This window comes from Streptomyces sp. NPDC047869 (assembly GCF_040704065.1).
Lineage (GTDB): Bacteria > Actinomycetota > Actinomycetes > Streptomycetales > Streptomycetaceae > Streptomyces.
The window spans coordinates 356,573-379,261 of record NZ_JBEYRK010000002.1 but is presented as its reverse complement, the minus strand read 5'-3'; the positions used below and the strand labels follow the sequence as shown (position 1 = coordinate 379,261).

General features: G+C 72.8%; 21 protein-coding genes. 13 read left to right on the top strand and 8 right to left on the bottom strand.

The window, feature by feature from the left end; translation table 11 throughout:
* Positions 1-49: 49 nt before the first annotated feature.
* The 5 genes from AB0924_RS04300 (at position 50) to AB0924_RS04280 (ending at position 5,727) form a co-directional block, all read left to right on the top strand.
* Positions 50-826, top strand: a complete 777-nt coding sequence (locus tag AB0924_RS04300) for a hypothetical protein (RefSeq protein ID WP_366910603.1) — start codon at positions 50-52, stop codon at positions 824-826.
* Positions 813-1,460, top strand: a complete 648-nt coding sequence (locus AB0924_RS04295; protein ID WP_366910602.1) for a class F sortase — start codon at positions 813-815, stop codon at positions 1,458-1,460. Before AB0924_RS04300 ends, AB0924_RS04295 begins: the two co-directional genes overlap by 14 nt.
* Positions 1,461-1,738: 278 nt before the next feature.
* Positions 1,739-3,079 carry an ABC transporter ATP-binding protein gene (locus tag AB0924_RS04290; protein WP_366910601.1) on the top strand — a complete coding sequence of 447 codons (1,341 nt, stop codon included), beginning with the start codon at positions 1,739-1,741 and terminating at the stop codon, positions 3,077-3,079.
* A gap of 162 nt (positions 3,080-3,241) precedes the next feature.
* Positions 3,242-4,630 (top strand): aldehyde dehydrogenase family protein, encoded by a 1,389-nt coding sequence (locus AB0924_RS04285; protein ID WP_366910600.1) that lies wholly within the window; start codon positions 3,242-3,244, stop codon positions 4,628-4,630.
* A gap of 14 nt (positions 4,631-4,644) precedes the next feature.
* Complete coding sequence (locus tag AB0924_RS04280; protein WP_366910599.1) at positions 4,645-5,727, top strand: Zn-dependent alcohol dehydrogenase; 1,083 nt, start codon at positions 4,645-4,647, stop codon at positions 5,725-5,727.
* A 30-nt stretch (positions 5,728-5,757) separates the two neighbouring features.
* Here AB0924_RS04280 and AB0924_RS04275 read toward each other — a convergent pair whose 3' ends face one another.
* The 3 genes from AB0924_RS04275 to AB0924_RS04265 form a co-directional block, all read right to left on the bottom strand.
* Positions 5,758-6,693, bottom strand: coding sequence for a DMT family transporter (locus AB0924_RS04275; RefSeq protein WP_358934992.1), 936 nt, complete (start codon positions 6,691-6,693; stop codon positions 5,758-5,760).
* Positions 6,694-6,857: 164 nt separating this feature from the next.
* Positions 6,858-7,568, bottom strand: a complete 711-nt coding sequence (locus AB0924_RS04270) for a winged helix-turn-helix domain-containing protein (protein ID WP_358934994.1) — start codon at positions 7,566-7,568, stop codon at positions 6,858-6,860.
* A gap of 54 nt (positions 7,569-7,622) precedes the next feature.
* Complete coding sequence (locus AB0924_RS04265) at positions 7,623-8,264, bottom strand: TetR/AcrR family transcriptional regulator (protein ID WP_358934996.1); 642 nt, start codon at positions 8,262-8,264, stop codon at positions 7,623-7,625.
* A gap of 91 nt (positions 8,265-8,355) precedes the next feature.
* Between AB0924_RS04265 and AB0924_RS04260 the strand changes: the two genes are divergently transcribed.
* The 3 genes from AB0924_RS04260 (at position 8,356) to AB0924_RS04250 (ending at position 10,625) form a co-directional block, all read left to right on the top strand.
* Positions 8,356-9,507: an acyl-CoA dehydrogenase family protein gene (locus tag AB0924_RS04260; RefSeq protein ID WP_358935070.1), complete on the top strand. Its 1,152-nt coding sequence runs from the start codon at positions 8,356-8,358 to the stop codon at positions 9,505-9,507.
* An 82-nt stretch (positions 9,508-9,589) separates the two neighbouring features.
* On the top strand, positions 9,590-9,877 hold the full coding sequence (locus tag AB0924_RS04255) for a YiaA/YiaB family inner membrane protein (RefSeq protein ID WP_358934998.1): 288 nt from the start codon (positions 9,590-9,592) through the stop codon (positions 9,875-9,877).
* 103 nt (positions 9,878-9,980) lie between these two features.
* Entirely contained in the window at positions 9,981-10,625 is a 645-nt protein-coding gene (locus AB0924_RS04250; RefSeq protein WP_358935000.1) for a TetR/AcrR family transcriptional regulator, read from the top strand.
* Here the strand turns inward: AB0924_RS04250 and AB0924_RS04245 are convergent.
* The gene (locus AB0924_RS04245; protein WP_358935002.1) at positions 10,616-11,077 is read right to left on the bottom strand and encodes a MaoC family dehydratase; all 462 of its coding nucleotides are present in this window, start codon (positions 11,075-11,077) and stop codon (positions 10,616-10,618) included. The genes AB0924_RS04250 and AB0924_RS04245 overlap by 10 nt on opposite strands.
* Positions 11,078-11,181: 104 nt before the next feature.
* On the opposite strand from AB0924_RS04245, the gene soxR reads away from it, so the two are divergent.
* Positions 11,182-11,640, top strand: a complete 459-nt coding sequence (soxR, locus tag AB0924_RS04240) for a redox-sensitive transcriptional activator SoxR (RefSeq protein ID WP_358935004.1) — start codon at positions 11,182-11,184, stop codon at positions 11,638-11,640.
* 151 nt (positions 11,641-11,791) lie between these two features.
* On the opposite strand, the gene AB0924_RS04235 is transcribed toward soxR, so the two are convergent.
* Entirely contained in the window at positions 11,792-12,394 is a 603-nt protein-coding gene (locus AB0924_RS04235) for a hypothetical protein (RefSeq protein ID WP_358935006.1), read from the bottom strand.
* Between the two features lie 255 nt (positions 12,395-12,649).
* Here AB0924_RS04235 and AB0924_RS04230 point away from each other — a divergent pair, with 255 nt between their 5' ends.
* On the top strand, positions 12,650-15,439 hold the full coding sequence (locus AB0924_RS04230) for a penicillin acylase family protein (RefSeq protein WP_366910598.1): 2,790 nt from the start codon (positions 12,650-12,652) through the stop codon (positions 15,437-15,439).
* A gap of 60 nt (positions 15,440-15,499) precedes the next feature.
* Here AB0924_RS04230 and AB0924_RS04225 read toward each other — a convergent pair whose 3' ends face one another.
* Complete coding sequence (locus AB0924_RS04225; protein WP_366910597.1) at positions 15,500-16,795, bottom strand: serine-threonine protein kinase; 1,296 nt, start codon at positions 16,793-16,795, stop codon at positions 15,500-15,502.
* A gap of 81 nt (positions 16,796-16,876) precedes the next feature.
* Entirely contained in the window at positions 16,877-18,151 is a 1,275-nt protein-coding gene (locus AB0924_RS04220) for a DUF1343 domain-containing protein (protein WP_366910596.1), read from the bottom strand.
* 195 nt (positions 18,152-18,346) lie between these two features.
* Between AB0924_RS04220 and AB0924_RS04215 the strand changes: the two genes are divergently transcribed.
* Genes AB0924_RS04215 through AB0924_RS04205 form a run of 3 tightly spaced genes read left to right on the top strand, consistent with a single transcriptional unit; the run spans position 18,347 to position 21,416 of the window.
* Positions 18,347-19,120: an SDR family oxidoreductase gene (locus AB0924_RS04215; RefSeq protein ID WP_366910595.1), complete on the top strand. Its 774-nt coding sequence runs from the start codon at positions 18,347-18,349 to the stop codon at positions 19,118-19,120.
* Positions 19,117-20,796, top strand: a complete 1,680-nt coding sequence (locus AB0924_RS04210; protein WP_366910594.1) for an AMP-binding protein — start codon at positions 19,117-19,119, stop codon at positions 20,794-20,796. Before AB0924_RS04215 ends, AB0924_RS04210 begins: the two co-directional genes overlap by 4 nt.
* A 26-nt stretch (positions 20,797-20,822) precedes the next feature.
* Positions 20,823-21,416: a TetR/AcrR family transcriptional regulator gene (locus AB0924_RS04205; protein ID WP_358935018.1), complete on the top strand. Its 594-nt coding sequence runs from the start codon at positions 20,823-20,825 to the stop codon at positions 21,414-21,416.
* Between the two features lie 53 nt (positions 21,417-21,469).
* Here the strand turns inward: AB0924_RS04205 and AB0924_RS04200 are convergent, their stop codons facing one another.
* Positions 21,470-22,684, bottom strand: coding sequence for an acyl-CoA dehydrogenase (locus AB0924_RS04200; RefSeq protein ID WP_358935020.1), 1,215 nt, complete (start codon positions 22,682-22,684; stop codon positions 21,470-21,472).
* Positions 22,685-22,689 lie beyond the last annotated feature (5 nt).

Here is a 22,689-nt window from a genome sequence, read left to right as displayed (position 1 = left end):
CCAGAGGAGAGCGATTTGTATGAAAATCGTCTAACTCGGAGGAGCTTGCATGCCCACCCTGACACTTCCACGGACCTTCTCCCGCGCGGGTGCCACCGTCGTCCTCACCGCCCTCGCCGCGGCGGGCGCGTCATGGGTGGCGGCGCCGGCGGCGACCGCGGTAGGCGAGAACGGCGACATCAGGATCCACAACGCGCGTTCCACCAACCCGCCGTCGTTCATCGGCTCGGCGAAGGACGACCCGGTGGTCTGCAAGTTCTTCCTCGAGGCCGTCAACTTCGACTCGCTGCCCGCCATCACCTACACCATCACGCCCCAGCCGCCGCTGCCCACCGCCGCCACCGTGACGGGCAGCATCCAGCTCGCCGGCGGAGCGGGCCACACCGACCCGCTGGGACTCGCGGACGGGCAGTACAAGATCAGCTGGACCGTGGGGACGCCCACGGCCCTGAAGGAGAAGGTCTTCCGCGTCAACTGCCGTGACGGCAGGGCGGAGGGGCAGAACGGTCCGGGCGGCCAGATCGAGGACCACCAGCAGGACAACGGCCGGCAGGAGAACGGCCGGCAGGAGAACGGCCGGCAGGAGAACGGCCGGCAGGACAACGGCCGGCAGGACAACGACCGGCAGAGCGACTCGGCCTGGGGCTCGGGCGGCGGCGACCACAACGACGGCCCCAAGGGCGGTGTGCACGCGGGCGGCGGCGGCCTCGTCGACACGACGGGCGCGTTCTCGCCGGTGGCGGCCGCCGCGGCCGTCGGACTGGTCGCGGTCAGCGGCGCGGTGTACATCCGGCTGATCCGCCGGCGGCCCCATGGTGCCGCGTAGGCGCCGACCCAGGCCGTGGCACCGGACCCGCGCCTACCGCCTCGCCAGGACGGCCCTGCTCGCGGGCGTCCTGGTGACGGTGGGGGTCCGGTGCGGCGGACCGGACGGACCGGACCGGGCGGGTGACGGACCGCAGGGGGAGTCCGCGGACCAGGCGCCCGCGCCCCGCCCCCTGTCCACCCGGTCCCGGCCGACGGACTTCCGCATCCCGTCCCTCGGCATCGACGCCCCGGTCATGGGCCTGCGACTCGACCGCGAACAGCAGTTGTCGACACCGCCGCTGGACCGGCCGAAGGAGGTCGGCTGGTACCAGGGCGGTCCGACACCGGGGGAGACCGGCACCGCGGTCGCCGTCGGCCACCGCGACACCCGGACCGGCGCCGCCGTCTTCGCGGCCCTGGCCCAGGTCGAGCCCGGCAAGCCGATCGAGGTCAGGCGCGCGGACGGCCGTACCGCCGTCTACAGCGTCGACCGGGTGAAGGTGTACGACAAGGCCGGCTTCCCCGACAAGGAGGTCTACGGCCCCTCCCGGCGCCCGGAGCTGCGTGTGCTCACCTGCGGCGGCCTGTACAGCCGGCGCACCGGCTACACGAGCAACGTGGTGGTCTTCGCCCACCTCACCGCGACCGGCTGACCGCCCGGTACCCCCTCCCGTGGCCCGCACCGGGAGGCCCGGAGCCCGAACCCGCCCTTCCGTTTCGGCCCTCGCCTGGGGCGCGGTTCCGGACATCGTCACCACTCTTCCCCGACCGGGCACATTCCGTTAACTTCCGTGACTCGTGGGGCCTGTCGTCCCCTTCCCTCCGGCCGCGCGGCGGGAGACCGACGGCGTGCCCCTGGGCCCCGTACGTCCGCACGGGGCCCCGGACCACGGAGCAGCGGCGCTCCGCACAGCCCCCGGGGGCAGCACCCATGACACGCGCCATCTCTCTGCACGACGTGAGCAAGTCCTACGCCCGGGGCCCCCGCGTGGTCGACCGGGTCTCACTGGACATCGCACCCGGTGAGTTCCTGGTCCTGCTCGGCCCCTCCGGCTGCGGCAAGTCCACCGTGCTGCGCATGATCGCCGGACTCGAGGAGATCGACGACGGCGAACTGTTCCTCGACGGCGAGCACGCCAACGACTGGCTGCCCGCCGAGCGGGACATCGCCATGGTCTTCCAGAACTTCGCCCTCTACTCGAGCATGACCAGCCGCGACAACATCGGCTTCCCGCTGCGCATCGAGGCACCCGCCGCCGACCCCGCCCCGCGCGTGGACGCGACCGCCCGCATGCTCGGCATCGAGGACCTGCTCGACCGGTTCCCCGGCCAGCTCTCCGGCGGCGAACGCCAGCGGGTCGCCATGGGCCGGGCCATCGCGCGGCATCCCTCCGCGTTCCTGATGGACGAGCCGCTGTCCAACCTCGACGCCAAGCTCCGCAACCACCTGCGGGCCGAGATAGCCCAGCTCACCCGCGAGCTGGGCGTCACCACGGTGTACGTCACGCACGACCAGTCCGAGGCCATGTCCCTGGGCGACCGGGTCGCCGTGCTGCGCGGCGGGGTGCTCCAGCAGGTCGGCACCCCGCGCGAGGTGTACGCGCTGCCCCGCAACGTCTTCGTCGCCGCCTTCATCGGCACCCCGCGCATCAACCTGCTGCGCGGCCTGGTCCGCGCCCCGCTCGACGGCGCCATGACCATCAGCCTCGGCAAGCAGTACCTGCGCCTGCCCCAACCCCTCTCCCTCGACCACCAGTTGCTCCGCGTCCAGCAGGGCCGCGAGATCATCGTCGGGCTGCGCTCGGAGGCGGTGCGCATCGCCAAGCACAGCGCCGCCCGGCCCGGTGAGGTGCCGCTGACCGGGCTGGTGGAGCACATGGAGTTCCAGGGACACGAGACCCTCGTGCACTTCAACACCGGCTCGCGGCCCGCCGTGGTGCCCGAGCTGGAGGCCCCGCGCCCGGCCGCCCGGGCCGCCCGCCGGCGCCGCCGGGAAGGGGCGGGCGTGCTGGACCGGCTGCGGGAGCGGGCCGGTTCGCTGCGGGCCGGCCCCGTGGTGGTGCTGGAACAGCCGCAGGAGACCGTGCCCGAGCCCGCGCCGCCGGAGGGCCGGCTCCCCGGCGACCTGGTGGTCCGCACCACCCCCGACATCCGGCTGCGCCACGGCATGCAGGTGCCCCTGCTCGTCGACCTCGCCCACCTCTTCGTCTTCGACCAGCACGGCGACCGCATCTGCCCGTCCCCGGCCCGGCTGCCCGACCTGGACGAGTGAGCCGGCGCCGATCCGGCGACGATGTCCCGGTGCGTCCGGGCGATGATGTCCCGGTACGTCCGGGTGCCGGGGAGCCGCCGGTGCCCGGGCACGTCTGGCGCGTGAAAACTATCGCCGCTAGTTTGTGTGCCGGACGACGGAGCCCCGCCGGGAGGAAGCAGCATGAAGGCACATGACGGCCTGTACATCGACGGTGCCTGGCGCCCCGCCGCCGGCCGGGACGTGATCGAGGTCGTGAACCCGGCCGACGAACAGGTCGTCGGCCGGGTCCCGGCCGGTGACGCGCTGGACGTCGACACCGCCGTGCGCGCCGCCCGCGAGGCCCTCCCGGCCTGGGCGGCCACACCCCCGGCCGAACGCGCCGCACGGCTGACCGCCCTCCGCGACGTCCTGGTGGCCCGCAAGGACGAGATCGCCGAGACGGTCACCGCCGAGCTGGGCTCGCCCCTGCAGTTCTCGCAGGCCGTGCACGCCGGCGTACCGATCGCGGTCGCGGGCTCCTACGCCGAGCTGGCCGCGACCCACTCCTTCGAGGAGAAGGTCGGCAACTCCACCGTGCTGCACGAGCCCATCGGCGTGGTCGGGGCGATCACCCCCTGGAACTACCCGCTGCACCAGATCGTCGCCAAGGCCGCCCCCGCGCTCGCCGCCGGCTGCACCGTCGTCCTCAAGCCCGCCGAGGACACCCCGCTCACCGCCCAGCTCTTCGCCGAGGCCGTCCACGAGGCCGGCGTCCCGGCCGGTGTGTTCAACCTCGTCACCGGCCTCGGCCCGGTCGCCGGGCAGGCCCTCGCCGAGCACCCGGACGTCGACCTGGTCTCCTTCACCGGCTCCACGGCCGTCGGCCGGCGGATCGGCGCGGCGGCCGGCGCCGCCGTGAAGAAGGTGGCGCTGGAACTGGGCGGCAAGTCCGCCAACGTCATCCTGCCGAGCGCCGACCTCGCCAAGGCGGTGGGCGTGGGCGTCGCCAACGTGATGTCCAACTCCGGCCAGACGTGCAGCGCCTGGACCCGGATGCTGGTCCACCGCGACCGCTACGACGAGGCCGTCGAACTGGCCGCGGCCGCCGCCGCCAAGTACGGCGACCGCATCGGCCCGGTCGTCAACGCCAGGCAGCGGGACCGGGTGCTCGGTTACATCGAGAAGGGCGTCGCCGAGGGCGCCCGCCTGGTCGCGGGCGGCCCCGGATCACCGCGCGAACAGGGGTACTTCGTCAGCCCGACGGTCCTCGCCGACGTCAACCCGGAGATGACCGTCGCCCAGGAGGAGATCTTCGGCCCGGTCCTGTGCGTCCTGCGCTACGAGGACGAGGAGGACGCCCTGCGCATCGCCAACGGCACGGTGTACGGGCTCGCGGGCGCCGTCTGGGCCGGGGACGAGTCGGAGGCGGTGGCCTTCGCCCGCCGCATGGACACCGGCCAGGTCGACATCAACGGCGGCCGGTTCAACCCGCTCGCCCCGTTCGGCGGCTACAAGCAGTCCGGGGTCGGCCGGGAGCTCGGCAGCCACGGACTGGCCGAGTACCTCCAGACCAAGTCCCTGCAGTTCTGAGGAGTCAGCGAGCCATGGCCGTACGAGCCGCCGTCCTGCCCGCCATCGGCGCACCCCTGGAGATCACCGGCATCGAGCTGCCCGACCCGGGCCCCGGCCAGGTCCGCGTCCGCCTCGCCGCCGCCGGCGTCTGCCACTCCGACCTGTCCCTGTCCAACGGCACCATGCGGGTGCCGGTCCCGGCGGTCCTCGGCCACGAGGGCGCCGGCACCGTGGTGTCCGTGGGGGAGGGCGTCGCCCATGTCGCGCCCGGTACCCCCGTCGTCCTCAACTGGGCGCCGTCCTGCGGCACCTGCCACGCCTGCGCGCTCGGCGAGGTCTGGCTGTGCGCCGACGCCCTGGCCGGCGCGGCGGGCGTGCACGCGCGCACGAGCGACGGCACCGAACTCCACCCCGGCCTGAACGTCGCCGCGTTCGCCGAGGAGACGGTGGTATCCGCGTCCTGCGTGCTGCCGCTGCCCGACGGCGTCCCGCTCACCGACGCCGCCCTGCTCGGCTGCGCCGTCCTCACCGGCTACGGCGCCGTCCACCACTCGGCACGGGTCCGGCAGGGCGAGACGGTCGCGGTGTTCGGCGCCGGCGGCGTGGGCCTCGCCACGCTCCAGGCCGCCCGTATCGCCGGCGCCTCCCGGATCATCGCCGTCGACGTCTCGCCGGCGAAGGAGGAACTGGCCCGCGCGGCCGGCGCCACCGACTACGTCATCGCCTCCGACAGCACCGCGCGCGAGATCCGCGCCCTCACCGGCAAGCAGGGTGTCGACGTCGCCGTGGAGTGCGTGGGCCGCGCGGTCAGCATCCGCGCCGCCTGGGACTCCACCCGCCGGGGCGGCCGGACGACCGTCGTCGGCATCGGCGGCAAGGACCAGGAGGTCACCTTCAACGCCCTGGAGATCTTCCACTGGGGCCGCACCCTGTCCGGCTGCGTCTACGGCAACACCGACCCGGCCCGCGACGTACCGGTCCTCGCCGAGCACGTACGGGAGGGCCGGCTGGACCTCTCGGCGCTGGTCACCGAGCGGATCGCGCTGGAGGGCATCCCGGCGGCCTTCGAGAACATGCTCGCGGGCAAGGGCGGCCGCGCGCTGGTGGTGTTCTGAGGGCCCGGCGAAGGCCCGGCGCCCACCGGCTCAGCGGACCTTCTCGGGTCGCGGCTCCCCAGCCGCGGCCCGGCGCGAGCGTCCGGCCGCCCGGGACCGCGACACCGCCACACCCGCCAGGCACAGCACCCCGCCCACCAGGGTGAGCGCCCCCGGCACCTCGCCGAGCGCCAGCCACGACATCAGCACGACCAGCGCCGGCACGGCGTACGTGGTCGCGCCCATCCGGCTGGCGGTCGTGCGGGCGAGGGCGTAGGCCCAGGTGGTGAAGGCCAGCGCGGTCGGGAAGACGCCCAGGTAGACCATGTCGAGGGTCGCCGACACGGGTGCGTGGGCCGCCTCGGTCACCAGTCGCCCGGCGAACGGCAGGCAGACCACCGCGCCGACCAGGCACCCGAACGTCGTCACCTGCAGCGCGCTCGCCTGTCCGAGGGCGGGCTTCTGCGACACGACCCCGGCGGCGTACGCCACCGCCGCGAGCAGACACGCCACCACCCCGAGCAGCGAGGCCCCGCCGCCCCCGGACGACATCGAGAGCCCCACGGTCACGGCACCGGCGAAGGACACGGCCATGCCCGCCAGCAGCCTCGGCGGCATCGGGTCACCGAGCAGCCGGGCCCCCAGCAGGGCGATCAGCAGCGGGCCGACGTTCACGACGAGGGCGGCGGTGCCGGCGTCCACCCGCTGCTCGCCCCAGTTCAGGGCGACCATGTAGAACCCGAACCAGAGCACCCCGGAGAGGGCTGTGCCGCGCCAGGCCGACCTGGGCGGCAGCCCCTCGCGCCGTACGACGCACAGGACGCCCAGGGTCAGCGCCCCGGACAGCAGCCGCCCGAGCGCCAGCGCCCCCGGCGAGTAGGCGTCACCCGCGCTGCGGATCGCCACGAAGGCGGAGGCCCAGAGCACGACGGTGAGGGCGGCAGCGGCGGCGGGCAGCCAGGGGTGACGCGGGGCGTTGCTCATCATGCTCCTGAGGCTAGGCGGAACGGTGTGACTCCGGCTGGCGGAAAAGCGACGGCGCCTTGGGGCAGGGGACGCGGGGGCACCCGAGGGGCGTGAGGAACGGCGCGACCAGCCACAGCGGACCCGCACCCGGCGACCGGCACGACAGCCCATCCCCCTGACCGCGCTCAGCACAACGCCTCCCGCTCAATACCCAACAGGTCGTACAGCGCCCGCACTCCCGACGGAGTCACCCGCACCGCCCGCTCGGACCCGATCCGCACGCACCAGCCCGCGTCCAGCGCGTGGCGGCACAGCGCGGCGCCCGCCGAGCCCGCGAGATGGGGCCGCCGCTCGGTCCAGTCCAGGCACGCACGGGCCAGGGGCCGCCTGGCCGACCGGTCGAGGGCGATCCCCGCGGTGCCGTACCACCGCAGTCCGGCGTCCGTCAGCGCGAACCCGGTGTCCTGGCGCAGCAGCCCCCGCTCGGTGAGCGCGTCCGTGATGGTGATGCCCAGCCGTCCGGCGAGATGGTCGTAGCAGGTGCGGCCCCGGGCCATCGCCGAGCCCGCGCTCGACTCCCGCAGCGTGCGCGGGCGCGCCGTCCCGGCGGGCGCCACCTGGGCGGCCAGGTCCTCGACGAGCTGGGCCACCCGCGCGCCGGCCAGCCGCACGTACCGGTGCCGCCCCTGCCGCTCCTGCGCGAGCAGTCCGCCGGCGACCAGCTTGCCCAGGTGCTCACTGAGCGTGGACGGGGCCACCCCGGCGTGCCGGGCCAGTTCCCCGGCGGTCCAGGCCCGTCCGTCCAGCAGCGCCAGCAGACAGGCGGCCCGCGTCTCGTCGGCGACCAGTGAGGCGAGCGCGGCGAGCCCGGCGGCCCGGGTGTCCTTGGTGGTCATGCACCCAGCATGCGGCACCGACGCTTCGGCGCCGGCCGAAGTGTCCAGGTGCCCTCACACGCTCTGCCGGGCCCGCTCGTACTGCTGCGCCAGCCCGTCCAGCAGCGCGGTCAGCCCGGTCTCGAAGGCCCGCTCGTCGATCTTCTCCTGCTGCTCGGCGAGCAGATGGGCCTGCCCGAGGTGCGGGTAGTCGGCGGGGTCGTACGCACTCGCGTCGTCCACGAAACCGCCCGCGAAGGAGCCGAGCGCGGAACCCATGATGAAGTACCGCATCAGCGCGCCGATGGACGTGGCCTGCGCCGGCGGCCAGCCCGCGCGGACCATCGCGCCGTACACGGCGTCCGCCAGCCGCAGGGCGGCGGGGCGGCGGCCGGGCCCGCGGGCGAGCACCGGGACGATGTTGGGGTGGTCGCGCAGCGCGGTCCGGTAGGAGACGGCCCAGTCGTGCAGCGCGGTCCGCCAGTCCCGGCCGTCCTCGAACATCGACAGGTCGACTTGTCCGCTCACCGAGTCCGCGACCGCCTCGAGGATCTCGTCCTTGGTGCGGAAGTGGTTGTAGAGCGACGGGCCGCTCACCCCCAGCTGGGCGGCGAGCCGCCGGGTGGAGACGGCCGCCAGGCCCTCCGCGTCCACGAGTTCCCGAGCCGTCTCGACGATCCGGTCGGTGCTGAGGAGGGGCTTGCGCGGTCGGGCCATGGCGCACATAGTAGGGCTGTCAACGGAAACTAGCAGTGCTAATTTAAATGTACGTCTTTCAAGATCCGTATCCGTGTGGGGTGATCGCGTGGTGAACCTGGAGCTGAGCGAGGAGCAGGCCGCCGTACGGCAGCTCGCCCGGGACTTCGTGGAGCGCGAGATCGCCCCGCACGTGGTCGCCTGGGACCGGGCCGAGGAGGTCGACCGGGGCATCGTGAAGAAGCTCGGCGAGGTCGGATTCCTGGGGCTGACCGTCGACGAGGAGTACGGCGGCTCCGGCGGCGACCACCTCGCCTACTGCCTGGTCACCGAGGAGCTGGGGCGCGGCGACTCCTCGGTGCGGGGGATCGTCTCGGTGTCCCTGGGGCTGGTCGCCAAGTCGATCGCCGCCTGGGGGAGCGAGGAGCAGAAGCGGCGCTGGCTGCCGGGGCTGACCGCGGGCGAGTACGTCGGCTGCTTCGGCCTCACCGAACCCGGCACCGGCTCCGACGCGGGCAACCTCTCCACCCGGGCGGTGCGCGACGGCGGCGACTTCGTCCTGAGCGGCACCAAGATGTTCATCACCAACGGCACCTGGGCCGACGTCGTGCTCCTCTTCGCCCGGTCCACCGACGCGCCCGGCCACAAGGGCGTCTCCGCCTTCCTGGTGCCCGCGGACACCCCCGGCCTGACCCGCCGCACCATCCACGGCAAGCTCGGCCTGCGCGGCCAGGCCACCGCCGAGCTGGTCCTGGACGAGGTGCGGGTACCCGCCTCGGCGCTGGTCGGCGAGGAGGGCAAGGGCTTCTCCGTGGCCATGTCCGCGCTGGCCAAGGGGCGGATGTCGGTCGCCGCCGGATGCGTCGGCATAGCCCAGGCCGCGCTGGACGCGGCCGTGCGGTACGCCGGCGAGCGCGAGCAGTTCGGCAAGCCCATCGCCCGGCACCAGCTCGTGCAGGAACTGATCAGTGACATCGCCGTCGACGTGGACGCCGCCCGGCTGCTCACCTGGCGGGTCGCCGATCTGATCGACCGCGGCAGGCCGTTCGCCGTCGAGTCCTCCAAGGCCAAGCTGTTCGCCTCCGAGGCCGCCGTCCGGGCCGCCAACAACGCCCTCCAGGTCTTCGGCGGCTACGGCTACATCGACGAGTACCCGGCCGGCAAACTGCTGCGCGACGCCCGCGTGATGACCCTCTACGAAGGCACCAGCCAGATCCAGAAGCTGCTCGTCGGGCGCGCGCTCACCGGGGTCTCCGCCTTCTGAGTCGTTCCGCCCGCCCTCCTGAGTAGCCGTTCTGAGTATCCCGGCGGATGTGGCGCGGGCCGCGTCCGCCGATGCTCGTCGCATGAGTGAAACACCGGTCAAGCAGCAGAACACGGCCGCCTTCTACGGCCAGTCCGTCGCCTCGTTCGCGGTCGCCATGGCGGCCACCGGCATCGGCATCCTCCGGCTGGACGCCAACGCCTGGGTGCGTTCCTTCCTGGCCATCGCCGTCCTCTACCTCGTCACGTCCGCCTTCACCCTCGCCAAGGTGATCCGGGACCGGCAGGAGGCCGGGCAGATCGTCAGCCGCGTCGACCAGGCCCGGCTGGAGAAGCTGCTCGCCGAGCACGATCCCTTCGAGAAGCTCTGAGCGTTTCCCGTGGTCCGCGCATTTCGCCGGGCGGCTGCTCTAAGCGAGCGCTCACCTTCGGCGGTATGGTGGTGCTCCTGTCACCGAGAGGGGCGAACGAGCGATGAGTACGGCGGAGGAGACGACCGGCGGCGAGGTCGAGCCGTGGGAACAGGTCACCCCTGACGCGGCACGGCGGCTGCTGGTCGCCGCCGTGGAGGCCTTCGCCGAGCGCGGCTACCACGCGACGACGACCCGCGACATCGCGGGCCGCGCCGGCATGAGCCCGGCCGCGCTCTACATCCACTACAAGACCAAGGAAGAGCTGCTCCACCGGATCAGCAGGATCGGCCACGACAAGGCCCTGGAAATCCTGCGTACGGCGGCCCGGCGCGAGGGCACCGCCACCGAGCGGCTCGCCGACGCCGTCAGCTCCTTCGTCCGCTGGCACGCCGGGCGGCGCACCACCGCGCGGGTCGTGCAGTACGAACTCGACGCGCTCGGCCCCGCGGCCCGTGCCGAGATCGTCGCGCTGCGCCGCCAGGTCGACGCCGAGGTGCGCGGGATCATCGACGACGGTGTCGCCGCGGGCGAGTTCCGGGTCCCGGACGTGCAGGGCACCACCCTCGCGGTGCTGTCGCTCTGCATCGACGTGGCCCGCTGGTTCAGCGTGGACGGGCCCCGCACGCCCGAGGAGGTCGGCGCGCTCTACGCCGACCTCGTGCTGCGCATGGTGGGCGCCGAGCCGGACGCCCCGGCTCAGAGGTAGTACCGGGACACCGACTCCGCGACGCACACGGGCTTCTGCCCGCCCTCCCGCTCCACGGTGAAGGCGAGGGTCACCTGGATGCCGTCCTTGACGTCCTCGACGCCGGAGATGGCCGCGGTGGCCCGCAGCCGGGAGCCGACCGGGACGGGGGAGGGGAAGCGGACCTTGTTCGTCCCGTAGTTGACGCCCATCCGCACGCCCTCGACCCGGAGCAGCTGCGGGCCGAAGAGCGGCAGCAGGGACAGGGTGAGATAGCCGTGCGCGATGGTCGTCCCGAACGGCCCCGCGGCGGCCTTCTCCGGGTCGACGTGGATCCACTGGTGGTCCCCGGTCGCCTCCGCGAACAGGTCGATCCGCTTCTGGTCGATCTCCAGCCAGTCCGTGTGGCCGAGCTGCTCGCCCACGGCGGCCTTCAGCTCGTCGGGGGAGGTGAAGGTCCTCGGTTCTGCCATGTTCCCGGCCTCTCGCTCGCGTTCCTAAGCAACTGCTTAGCATGGTCGGGCGCGGCGGCTATGTCAACGGATGAGGGGCCGGCCGGGTCGGTAGGCTCTGCGGGGTGCCCCAGATCCCCGAGAAGGTCCACGAGCTGACCGTCGGCCAGTTGTCCGCACGCAGCGGCGCCGCCGTCTCCGCCCTGCACTTCTACGAGACCAAGGGGCTGATCACCAGCCGCCGCACCGCCGGCAACCAGCGCCGCTACACCCGGGACACCCTGCGCCGGGTCGCCTTCGTCCGCGCGGCCCAGCGGGTCGGCATCCCGCTGGCCACGATCCGCGAGGCCCTGGCCCGGCTCCCGGAGGAGCGGACCCCGACCCGCGAGGACTGGGCCCGCCTCTCGCAGGCGTGGCGCTCCGAACTCGACGAGCGCATCCGGCAGTTGAACCGGCTCAGGGACCACCTCACCGACTGCATCGGCTGCGGCTGCCTGTCCCTGGACAACTGCGTCCTGTCCAACCCGGACGACATCTCGGGCAACCGCCTGAGCGGCTCCCGCCTCCTGCCGGAACGGCCGTAGCGGCGGCCGGGCGGCGCGGCCAGCCCTGCCGTCGCCGGCTGAGGCCCAGTCGCCGTGCGCCCCAAGTGCGGTACACGGCCGTGCCGTTGCGGGGGTGCGGCATCCCCCGGCGCACCCCCGGCGCAGCCCCGTCGGCCGGGCCGGCCGTGGTTCAGGCCGACATCAGCAGGCGCTCGCTTCTGGAGTACGCCAGCGCCTGCGGGGTGAGCACGGGCCGGGGCACGAGGATGCCGCAGTCCGCGCAGACCGGGCCGGACGACGGCTCGTGGTCGAGGCCGTACCTCCAGACCAGCCGCTCCCCGTCGCAGACCGGGCAGCATCCGCCCGGCTCACGGTTCAGCGCGGCGATGAGCCGGCGCAGCACCTCCGCCAGCGGCTCGCCGGGATGGACCCGCGGGTCGTCGCACCAGGCGACCCCGAACCCGCCCCAGGTCAGCCGGTGCCAGTCGTCCACCGTCCCCGGCCGGCGCAGCCCGTCGTGCTTCTCCTTCTTGCGGCGCTCGGCGAACTCGGCCTCGTAGCCGAGCCAGACCGCCCGCGCCTCCTCCAACTCCTCCAGCGCGGCCACGAGCCGCGCCGGATCGGGGGACCGGTCCTCCGGACCGAAACCGGCCCGGGAGCACAGATGGTCCCAGGTCGCCCGATGCCCATAAGGAGCGAACCGCTCCAGGCACTTGCGCAGTGAGTAGCGCCGCAGCGCCAGGTCACACCGCGGATCTCGCACCTGTCTCGCCAGACTTCGGAATCCGGCCATCGCCATGCACCTCCGTCACACCTGCGTCCGCTCTTGCGTCACTTCTCCGTCGCCGTACGGGTTCCTCGCGACGTCGCCGAATAGACGTATCGACACACGATCCGGCTCCATCCGTTTTCCGATGCCCTCCCATAAGGCGCCCCGGGTTGACCGCCGGGCGCCGCTCCGGTGACTCCGAAAGTTGACGCATGTTCATCTTCAATCCCGGGGATACCGGCGGTAACGTCCGGGCCACCCCCGTCGGGAGGAGCTGCCATGCCACGTCGCGCCCCACGCAACGTGCTGTTCGACAAACTGAGAACTCCCCGCAGGCTCACCGGGTTCCTGAAGACGGCGTCGATATGCGTTCTCGTCGCCGGACTTCTCTCCCCGCTCACCCACGCCACCGCCGCGGACGCCGCCGCCACCTCGAACGACTACTGCGGCGGCCAGTGCTCGGACATCCTGCCGCCCGGCGAGAACGGCAACGCCACTCTTGCCCAGATCCTGCTCAACCAGGCCTTCGGCACCCAGCCCGCACACGCCGAGGACCAGCTCGGCCCCTACGCCGGCCTCGCGACCGGATACCAGGGGCTCACCGACGCGAAGATCAACACTTTCTTCAACGACGCGTCCTTCGGCGTCCCTTCCGACCAGGTCGCCTCCACCGAGAAGCCGGCCGGGCGCGGTGACGTGACCATCGTCCGCGACAAGAAGACCGGTGTGCCGCACATCACAGGCACCACGCGATACGGCACGGAGTTCGGCGCCGGATACGCCGCCGCCGAGGACCGGCTGTGGCTCATGGACGTATTCCGGCACGTGGGCCGCGGGCAGCTCACCGGCTTCGCGGGCGGCGCGGCCGCCAACCAGGGCCTGGAGCAGCAGTTCTACCGCGACGCGCCGTACACCGAGGCCGATCTGCAGGCGCAGATCGACAACGCCGTCGCGCACAACGGCACCCGCGGGCAGCAGGCCCTCACCGACGCGAACGCCTACCTCGACGGCATCAACTCCTATATCGACGCCTCCGACAGCGGCCGCTACTTCCCCGGCGAGTACGTCCTGACCGGCCACAAGGACTCCGTCACCAACGCCGGCACCATAGACCACTTCAAGATCACCGACCTGGTGGCGCTCGCCTCCGTCGTCGGCTCGCTGTTCGGCTCCGGCGGGGGCGGCGAGGTGAACAACGCGCTCTCCCTGCTCGCCGCCCAGTCCAAGTACGGCGTGGCGGAAGGCACCAGGGTCTGGGAGTCGTTCCGGATGCGCAACGACGCCGAGGCGGCCCTCACCGTCCACGACGGCACGAGCTTCCCGTACGCCGGCCGGCCCGCCGACCCCGAGGGCGCGGCGCTGCCCGACGCCGGCTCGGTGACCGAGGAGCCCCTCGTCTACGACCGCACCGGCAGCGCGGCCACCGCCGGCGCGAAGAGCGCGTCGGCGGTGGCGGCGAGAACCGCCCTGAGTTCCGCCCGGCGCGGCATGTCCAACGCCCTCGTGGTCAGCGGCAAGTACACCGCGAGCGGCCGCCCCGTCGCCGTCTTCGGACCGCAGACCGGCTACTTCGCCCCGCAACTGCTCCTGCTCCAGGAGATCCAGGGACCCGGCATCAGCGCCCGCGGCGCCTCCTTCGCGGGTCTGAGCATGTACGTCGAACTCGGCCGCGGCCAGGACTACTCCTGGAGCGCGACCACCTCCGGCCAGGACATCATCGACACCTACGCCGTCGAGCTGTGCCAGGACGACCACCACTACCTGTACCACGGCACCTGCACGGCCATGGACCAGGTCGAGCGGAAGAACGCCTGGAAACCCACCGTGGCCGACGGCACCGCCGCGGGCTCGTACACGATGCGGGTGTGGCGCACCAGGTACGGACCGGTGCAGTACCGCGCGACCGTCGGCGGCAAGAAGGTCGCCTACGCCACCCTGCGCTCCTCCTACCTGCACGAGGCCGACTCGATCATCGGCTTCCAGATGCTCAACGACCCCGGCTACGTCAAGGGCCCGAAGGACTTCCAGAGCGCGGCCCAGCACATCAACTACACCTTCAACTGGTTCTACGCCGACTCGCAGCACACCGCGTACTACAACAGCGGCGACAACCCGGTCCGGGCGAGCGGCGTCGACGCCGAGTTCCCGGTGCTGGCCGAGCCCGCCTACGAGTGGCGGAACTGGGACCCGGCCACCAACACCGCCGACTACACCCCGGCCTCCGCCCATCCGAACTCCGTCGACCAGGACTACTACATCTCCTGGAACAACAAGCAGGCCGAGGACTACACGACCGCGTCCTGGGGTGACGGGTCCGTGCACCGCGGCGACCTGCTCGACGACCGGGTGGCGAAGCTGGTCGCGGCCGGCGGGGTGACCCGCACCAAAGTGGTGCAGGCCATGGCGGACGCGGCCCTCACCGACCTGCGCGCCGAGGACGTCCTGCCGAAGCTGCTCAAGGTGATCGGCTCCTCTCCGGTGACGGACTCCACGGCCGCCGCGGCGGTGAGCAGGCTCCAGGCGTGGGTGACCGCGGGCGCGAAACGCACGGAGACCTCGGCCGGCTCCAGGAAGTACGCCGACGCGGACGCCATCCGGATCCTGGACGCCTGGTGGCCACTGCTGGTGAAGGCCGAGTTCGAACCCGGTCTGGGCAGCGACCTGTACACCGCGTTCACCGGCAACCTCCCCGTGGACGAGGCTCCGTCGGCCGGTCACGGCCCGACCGGATCGCACGCCGGCAGCTCCTTCCAGTACGGCTGGTGGAGCTATGTCGACAAGGACATCCGGGCGGTGCTCGGCGAGTCCGTGCGGGACGGCCTGACACGCAAGTACTGCGGCGGCGGCGGCCTCGGCGCCTGCCGGGACGTCCTGATCAGCACCCTGAAGGAGGCGGCCGGAAAGACCGCGGCCCAGGTCTACCCCGGCGACGACCAGTGCTCGGCGGGCGACCAGTGGTGCGCCGACTCCATCGCGCAGCGGCCTTTGGGCGGCGTCAAGCACGGGCGGATCGGCTGGCAGAACCGGCCGACCTTCCAGCAGGTCGTGGAGTACACCTCGCACCGGTGACACCCCGGCGACGGCGTCACCGCGGTGACCTCGCCGCGGTGACGCACCGGCGGCGGTGGGTCAGGCGATGCGGCCCGCCGCCAGCACCAACCGCGCCAGCTCCGGGTGCACGATGTCGCTGTGCGCCCCGCTCGGCGCGCCTCCGCGCCGCACCACAGCCGCCACGTCGACGTTCACGCAGCCCGACGAGGGCAGCGGTCCGCGCAGGGCCGCGGCGAGGTCCAGGGTGCCGGTCCCCGCCACCCCCCGCACCCCGTCGTGGCCCATGGCTCCCCATCGGTCGCCCGGCATCCGGCCGAGCGCGAGGCCGCCGACCGAGCGGTCGTCGTCCGCGCAGCGCGACGCCAGCGGGTAGAACGTGGCGAGCGCCGAGTCGAAGCGCGAGTAGCAGCACACCAGCGGGCCGTCGATCCGCTTCTGCCGGTCCCCGAGCGCCCCCGCGCGGTCCGGGTCGTGCGGCAGCCGGGCGGCGAACGCGTAATGGGAGAACGCGCCCTGGAGCAGTGTCACGGACTTCACCGTGCGCACCCCGGCGGGCAGCCCGCGCAGCGCGAACGACACGAGCCGCCCGCCGAAGCTGTGCCCGACCAGATGGACCCGCACGCCCGGCGCCGCGGCGGCCAGCCGTCCGACGACCGGGCCCAGCCCGTGCTCGCCGACCGTCCCGGCCCGCCGCTTCATGGTGTAGTACGTGGCCTGCCGCAGGAGTTCCTTGGCACCGTTCCAGGGGTTCGGCAGCGTGAACCCCTCCGCCGCGCCGAGGCCCGCCAGGGCGTCGGCCAGCTCCGCGCAGACCGTCGCCGGGTCACCGCGGAACAGGGCCGGCCCGTCCTCCTCCGGGACGTCCGCCACCCCGGGCGTGCCCGGTCCCGGCTCGACGAGCAGCCGCGCCAGGCGCCCGAACTCCGCGAGCCCCTCGTCCCCGGCCGGCTGCTCGTCCAGCAGCCGGGCCAGCCGGTCGAGCACGGTGGCCCGGTCCGGGAAGGCGCGCAGCAGGGCGCGCCGGGTGTCCTTGTCCAGCGCCGGGCCCGGCGCCGCCTGTGCCTCCATAGCCGCCACCGACCGGGGCAGGTCCCCGATGGGCTCGTCGCAGAACCGCATCGACGGCCAGATGACGCCGGCGTACCCGATCCGGGCCCTCGGGGCGAGGTCCGGGACCGGGGCGAAGAACGCGCGGTACAGCGCCGTCGCGCCCGAACGGTCGTTGTTCCAGCCGTGCGCGAAGACGATCAGGTCACGGACGCCGCGTTCCCTGACCTGTGCCAGCAGCCGGTCCCGTTCGGGGCCGTCCACGTCCCCGTCCGCGTCGAAGGTCAGCTCCCAGTAGGGAGACACGCTCATCCCAGGCTCCGCCATGACAGGCTCCCTCGTGCCCCGAAACGGTGCGATGTGGGCGCATCGTCCTGCTGCCCGGGGCAGTTGGCCAGAGCGGGCGGCTCACCTGTAGAGGAGATATTTCCCGCGGACCCGCCGGAACGCCGCCAGCTCCTCCTGCCAGGCGCCGACGACCTCGTCGGTGTCCGCGCCCGCGTCGATCATCGTCCGTACCCGGGTGGATCCGGTGAGCTTGTCGATCCAGTTGTCCGGGCGCCAGGCGAAGCCGTCCCAGACCTTCCGGGCGGTCACCAGCAGCGCGATCCCGGTGCGCACCGGATCGAAGGCGTCCCGGTCGTACACATGGATCTGCACGCCTCCGACCGTCTTCCCCTGGAACTTGGAGAACGTGGGCGCGAAGTACGCCTCCCGGAACCGCACGCCCGGCAGCCCGGCCCCGTTGGCCGCCTCGGCCCACCGCCCGTCGATGCCCTCGGCCCCGAGCAGCTCGAACGGCCGGGTCGTACCGCGCCCCTCGGAGAGGTTGGTGCCCTCGAACACGCAGGTACCGGAGTACACCAGCGCGGTGTCCGGGGTGGGCATGTTCGGGCTCGGCGGCACCCAGGGCAGGCCCGAGGCGTCGTAGAACCGGTCGCGCTTCCAGCCCGTCATCAGGACGGTCTCCAGCGGGACGGGTTCGTCCAGGAACTCCCCGTTGAACAGCCGGGCCAGCTCGGCCACCGTCATCCCGTGCGCCTGCGCGATCGGCTGCCGCCCGATGAACGTGGCGAACTCCCGGTGCAGCACCGGGCCCTGGGCCGAGCGGCCGGTCACCGGGTTGGGCCGGTCGAGCACGACGAACCTCTTGCCCGCGAGAGCGGCCGCCTCCATGCAGTCGTAGAGCGTCCAGATGTACGTGTAGAAACGGGCGCCGACGTCCTGGATGTCGAAGACGACCGTGTCCACTTCGGAGGCGGTGAAGACGTCGGCCAGCGGCTGACCGCTCTTCAGGTACGTGTCGTAGACCGGCAGCCCGGTCGCCGGATCGTCGTGGCGCCCCTCCGAGCCGCCCGCCTGGGCGGTGCCCCGGAAGCCGTGCTCCGGGCCGAAGACGGCGGTCAGCCGCACCCGGGGGTCCGCGTGCATGACGTCGACGATGTGCCGGGCGTCCCGGGTGATGCCGGTGGGATTGGTGACGACGCCGACGCGCCGGCCGTCGAGGACGCGGTACCCGTCGGCCGCGAGCCGCTCGAAGCCCGTGCGCGGGTGCTCGGCGGCGGCCGCGGGTGCCGCCGGGAGTGAAGCGGTGGCTTTGGACGCCGCCAGCAGGGCCGGCGCCGCCGGGAGGGCCGCGCCGGCCGTGGCCGCCGCCAGTACGCTCCGTCTGGACAGGTGCACGAGGAGACCTCCATCGGGTAGGGAAGTGCGGACCGTGCGTGGCGGGTCGAGCCCACGCCGCGGAGTCGCACACCGGTACGGCCCCGCGCGTCCTCAGGGCCTGCCTAGGTTTGCTCCGGCCGCCCTTCCCTCACACATACCGACCGGTTAGTCTGGCCGTCGCTGAGCCGAGTCGCGCCGCGTCGAAGGAGACCGATGGTGAAAGCCGTGCAGGATGCGGGAGTGGTCGTCACCGGAGCCGGTGGGGGGATCGGGGCCGCGCTGGCCCGGCGGTTCGCCTCCGAGGGTGCCCGCGTGGTCGTCAACGACCTGGACGCGGAGAAGGCCAAGGCCGTGGCGGGGCAGATCGGCGGGATCGCCGTACCCGGCGACGCCTCGGCCGTCGTCGACGAGGCCCGGGACGCGCTCGGCGGCACCGTGGACGTCTACTGCGCCAACGCCGGTGTCGCCTTCGAGGACGCCGGAGCCGGCGCGCCCCTGGACGAGCGGGCCTGGGCGCTGTCCTGGGACGTCAATGTGATGGCGCACGTCCGCGCCGCCCAGGCGCTGCTGCCCGGCTGGCTGGAGCGCGGCGCCGGCCGGTTCGTCTCCACCGTCTCGGCCGCCGGACTGCTCACCATGATCGGCGCCCCCTCCTACGCCGTCACCAAGCACGGTGCGCTGGCCTTCGCCGAGTGGCTGTCGCTCACCTACCGCCACCGGGGCGTCAAGGTGCACGCCATCTGCCCCCAGGGCGTGCGCACCGACATGCTGGCCGCCACCGGCAGCGCGGGCGACCTGGTGCTCCAGCCCACCGCGATCGAGCCCGAGGACGTCGCGGACGCACTGTTCCGGGGCATCGAGGAGGACCGCTTCCTGATCCTGCCGCACCCCGAGGTCGCCGAGTTCTACCAGGCGCGGGCCGCCACCCCCGACCGCTGGCTGGCGGGCATGAACCACATCCAGCGCAAGTGGGAGGCCGGCCGATGAGCGACTCCCGCTACGCCGCCCGGCCCTGGCTGGCCATGCTCGACGAGGCCCAGCGCGCCCCGGTCGACCCCGCCGACTCCCTGGTGCACGCCCTGCGCAGCGCCGCCGCCGAGGCCCCCGACCGCGCCTTCCTCACCTACTTCGACGCCTCCCTCGGCTACCGCGAGGTCGACGAGCTGACCGACTCGGTCGCCGCCCACCTCGCGGAGCGCGGCCTGGAGCGCGGCGACCGGGTCGCCGTCCTGCTGCAGAACTCCCCGCACTTCGTGCTCGCGGTCCTCGGCGCCTGGAAGGCGGGCGCCACCGTCGTGCCCGTCAACCCGATGTACAAGTCGGCGGAGGTCGCCCACGTACTGCGGGACGGCGAGGTCGCCGCGCTGATCTGCTCCGACCGGGCCTGGGAGTCGTACCTGCGGGACACCGCCGCGGACTCGCCGGTGCGGATCGTGCTCACCGGCTGCGAGCTGGACTTCCAGACCCGTGACGACGCCCGCGTGCTCACCTTCGAGCGGCTGCCCCAGGCCCCCGACGCCGACGACCTCGTGGCCGTCGCCCGGCGGGGCGGCCGGGCCCCGGCGGGCCGGGACCCGCGCCCCGGCGACATCGCCCTGATCAGCTACACCTCGGGCACCAGCGGCACCCCCAAGGGCGCCACCAACACGCACGGCAACATCATGCACAACGCCGAGCGCCAGCGGACCGGCCTCGCCCTGCCCGAGGCCCCCGTCTACTACGCGCTCGCGCCCCTGTTCCACATCACCGGGATGGTCTGCCAGCTCGGCGCCTGCCTGAACAGCACCGGCACCCTCGTGCTCACCTACCGCTTCGAGCCCGGCGTGGTCCTTGCGGCCTTCGCCGAGCACCGCCCGCACTACACGGTCGGCCCGTCCACCGCGTTCATGGCCCTCGCCGCGCACCCGGACGTCACCCCGGACCACTTCTCCTCCTTCGTGAACATCTCCTCCGGCGGCGCCCCCGTGCCGCCCGCCCTGGTCGAGGGGTTCCGCGAGCGTTTCGGGCCGTACATCCGCACCGGGTACGGCCTCACCGAGTGCACCGCTCCCTGCGCCTCCGTACCGCCCGGCCTGGAGTCACCCGTCGACCCCGTCTCCGGGACGCTCTCGGTCGGCCTGCCCGGCGCCGACACGGTCGTACGGATCGTGGACGACCGGGGCGAGGAGCTGCCCTTCGGGGAGCAGGGCGAGATCGTCGTACGCGGCCCGCAGGTCGTCCCCGGCTACTGGCGGCGCCCCGACGCCACCGCCGAGACCTTCCCGGACGGCGAACTGCGCACCGGGGACATCGGGTTCATGGACGAGCGGGGCTGGCTCTACGTCGTCGACCGCAAGAAGGACATGATCAACGCGTCCGGCTTCAAGGTCTGGCCGCGCGAGGTCGAGGACGTCCTGTACACCCATCCGGCGGTGCGTGAGGCGGCCGTCGTCGGCGTCCCCGACGGCTACCGCGGCGAGACCGTCAAGGCCTACATCAGCCTGCGTCCGGGCACCGACCCGGACCCGGATGAACTCGCGGTGTACTGCAAGGAGAGACTGGCCGCCTACAAATACCCGCGCCAGGTGGAGATCCTGCCCGACCTGCCCAAGACGGCGAGTGGGAAGATCCTCCGGCGGGAACTGCGCACCCGGGCGCAGGACAGCGGTAACGACAGTCGGTAGACACGACGGAAAGGCAGGTGGCGGCAGTGCCCAGGACGACGGACGGAGACGGGACGCCCGTCCCGCAGCGGCTGCTGGCGGCCGCCACCCGCCTCTTCGCCGAGCAGGGCTACGACCGCACGTCGGTGCAGGAGATCGTGGAGTCGGCCGGCGTCACCAAGGGGGCGCTGTACCACTACTTCGGCTCCAAGGACGATCTTCTGCACGAGGTGTACGCGCGCGTGCTGCGCATCCAGCAGGAGCGCCTCGACACCTTCGCCAACGCGGACGAGCCGGTGGAGAAGCGGCTCAGGGGCGCGGCGGCCGACGTCGTCGTCACGACGATCGAGAACCTCGACGACGCGATGATCTTCTTCCGCTCCATGCACCATCTGAGCCCCGAGAAGAACAAGCAGGTGCGCGCCGAGCGCCGGCGCTACCACGAAGGCTTCCGCGCGCTCATCGAGGAAGGCCAGCGCGAGGGCGTCTTCTCCACCGCGACCCCGGCCGACCTGGTCGTGGACTACCACTTCGGCTCGGTCCACCACCTGTCGACCTGGTACCGCCCCGACGGCCCGCTCACCCCGCAGCAGGTCGCCGACCACCTCGCCGACCTGCTGCTGCGCGCACTGCGCCCGTAACCGGGCACGAACGAGGGGCGACCGCCGCGCGGTCGCCCCTCACCCATGTCCCCCTACAGGTACTTCTTCAGCTCACGCCGGGCCAGCGACCGCTGGTGCACCTCGTCCGGGCCGTCGGCCAGCATCAGGGTGCGGGCGCTGGCGTACAGCTCGGCCAGCGGGAAGTCCTGGCTCACCCCGCCCGCGCCGTGCAGCTGGATCGCCCGGTCCAGGATGCCGACCACCGCGCGCGGAGTGGCGATCTTGATGGCCTGGATCTCCGTGTGCGCGCCCCGGTTGCCGACGGTGTCCATCAGCCAGGCGGTCTTCAGCACCAGCAGGCGCAGCTGCTCGACGGTGACCCGCGCGTCGGCGATCCAGTTCTGCACCACGCCCTGCTGGGCCAGCGCCTTGCCGAAGGCGGTCCGGGACACCGCGCGCCGGCACATCAGCTCGATCGCCCGCTCGGCCATGCCGATCAGCCGCATGCAGTGGTGGATCCGGCCGGGGCCGAGCCGGGCCTGGGCGATGGCGAAGCCGCCGCCCTCCTCGCCGATCAGGTTGGTGACCGGCACGCGCGCGTGGTCGAAGACCACCTCGGCATGGCCGCCGTGGGAGTGGTCCTCGTAGCCGAAGACCTGCATCGCGCGCTTGACGGTCACTCCGGGAGTGTCGCGCGGGACCAGCACCATGGACTGCTGCCGGCGGATGTCGGCGCCGTCCGGGTCCGTCTTGCCCATGACGATGAAGATCTTGCAGTCCGGGTTCATCGCCCCGGAGATGTACCACTTGCGGCCGGTGATGACGTACTCGTCGCCGTCCCGCTCGATGTGCGTGGTGATGTTGGTGGCGTCCGAGGAGGCCACCTCCGGCTCGGTCATCGCGAACGCCGAGCGGATCTCACCCGCCAGCAGCGGCTCCAGCCACTGCTTCTTCTGCCGCTCGTCGCCGAACTGCGCCAGCACCTCCATGTTCCCGGTGTCGGGCGCGGCGCAGTTCGTCGCGGTCGGCGCCAGGTGCGGGGAGCGGCCGGTGATCTCGGCGAGCGGGGCGTACTGCAGGTTGGTCAGGCCGGCGCCGTACTCGGCGTCGGGCAGGAAGAGGTTCCACAGGCCCTGCCGGCGTGCCTCGGCCTTCAGCTCCTCCACCACGGCCGGGGTGTCCCACGGCGAGGCCAGCGCGGCCCGCTGCTCCTCGGCGACCGGCTCGGCCGGGTACACGTATTCGTCCATGAAGGCCAGCAGCCTGGCGCGCAGCTCCTCGGTGCGCGCGTCGAACGCGAAGTCCATGTCCG

Coding starts and splice junctions, on each gene's coding strand:
- AB0924_RS04285 (WP_366910600.1), top strand. CDS start 3,242: ATGAAGGCACATGACGGCCTGTACATCGACGGTGCCTGGCGCCCCGCC.
- AB0924_RS04295 (WP_366910602.1), top strand. CDS start 813: ATGGTGCCGCGTAGGCGCCGACCCAGGCCGTGGCACCGGACCCGCGCC.
- AB0924_RS04300 (WP_366910603.1), top strand. CDS start 50: ATGCCCACCCTGACACTTCCACGGACCTTCTCCCGCGCGGGTGCCACC.
- AB0924_RS04280 (WP_366910599.1), top strand. CDS start 4,645: ATGGCCGTACGAGCCGCCGTCCTGCCCGCCATCGGCGCACCCCTGGAG.
- AB0924_RS04270 (WP_358934994.1), bottom strand. CDS start 7,568: ATGACCACCAAGGACACCCGGGCCGCCGGGCTCGCCGCGCTCGCCTCA.
- AB0924_RS04265 (WP_358934996.1), bottom strand. CDS start 8,264: ATGGCCCGACCGCGCAAGCCCCTCCTCAGCACCGACCGGATCGTCGAG.
- AB0924_RS04230 (WP_366910598.1), top strand. CDS start 12,650: ATGCCACGTCGCGCCCCACGCAACGTGCTGTTCGACAAACTGAGAACT.
- AB0924_RS04250 (WP_358935000.1), top strand. CDS start 9,981: ATGAGTACGGCGGAGGAGACGACCGGCGGCGAGGTCGAGCCGTGGGAA.
- AB0924_RS04245 (WP_358935002.1), bottom strand. CDS start 11,077: ATGGCAGAACCGAGGACCTTCACCTCCCCCGACGAGCTGAAGGCCGCC.
- AB0924_RS04210 (WP_366910594.1), top strand. CDS start 19,117: ATGAGCGACTCCCGCTACGCCGCCCGGCCCTGGCTGGCCATGCTCGAC.
- AB0924_RS04255 (WP_358934998.1), top strand. CDS start 9,590: ATGAGTGAAACACCGGTCAAGCAGCAGAACACGGCCGCCTTCTACGGC.
- AB0924_RS04290 (WP_366910601.1), top strand. CDS start 1,739: ATGACACGCGCCATCTCTCTGCACGACGTGAGCAAGTCCTACGCCCGG.
- AB0924_RS04275 (WP_358934992.1), bottom strand. CDS start 6,693: ATGATGAGCAACGCCCCGCGTCACCCCTGGCTGCCCGCCGCCGCTGCC.
- AB0924_RS04215 (WP_366910595.1), top strand. CDS start 18,347: ATGGTGAAAGCCGTGCAGGATGCGGGAGTGGTCGTCACCGGAGCCGGT.
- AB0924_RS04225 (WP_366910597.1), bottom strand. CDS start 16,795: ATGGCGGAGCCTGGGATGAGCGTGTCTCCCTACTGGGAGCTGACCTTC.
- AB0924_RS04200 (WP_358935020.1), bottom strand. CDS start 22,684: ATGGACTTCGCGTTCGACGCGCGCACCGAGGAGCTGCGCGCCAGGCTG.
- AB0924_RS04235 (WP_358935006.1), bottom strand. CDS start 12,394: ATGGCCGGATTCCGAAGTCTGGCGAGACAGGTGCGAGATCCGCGGTGT.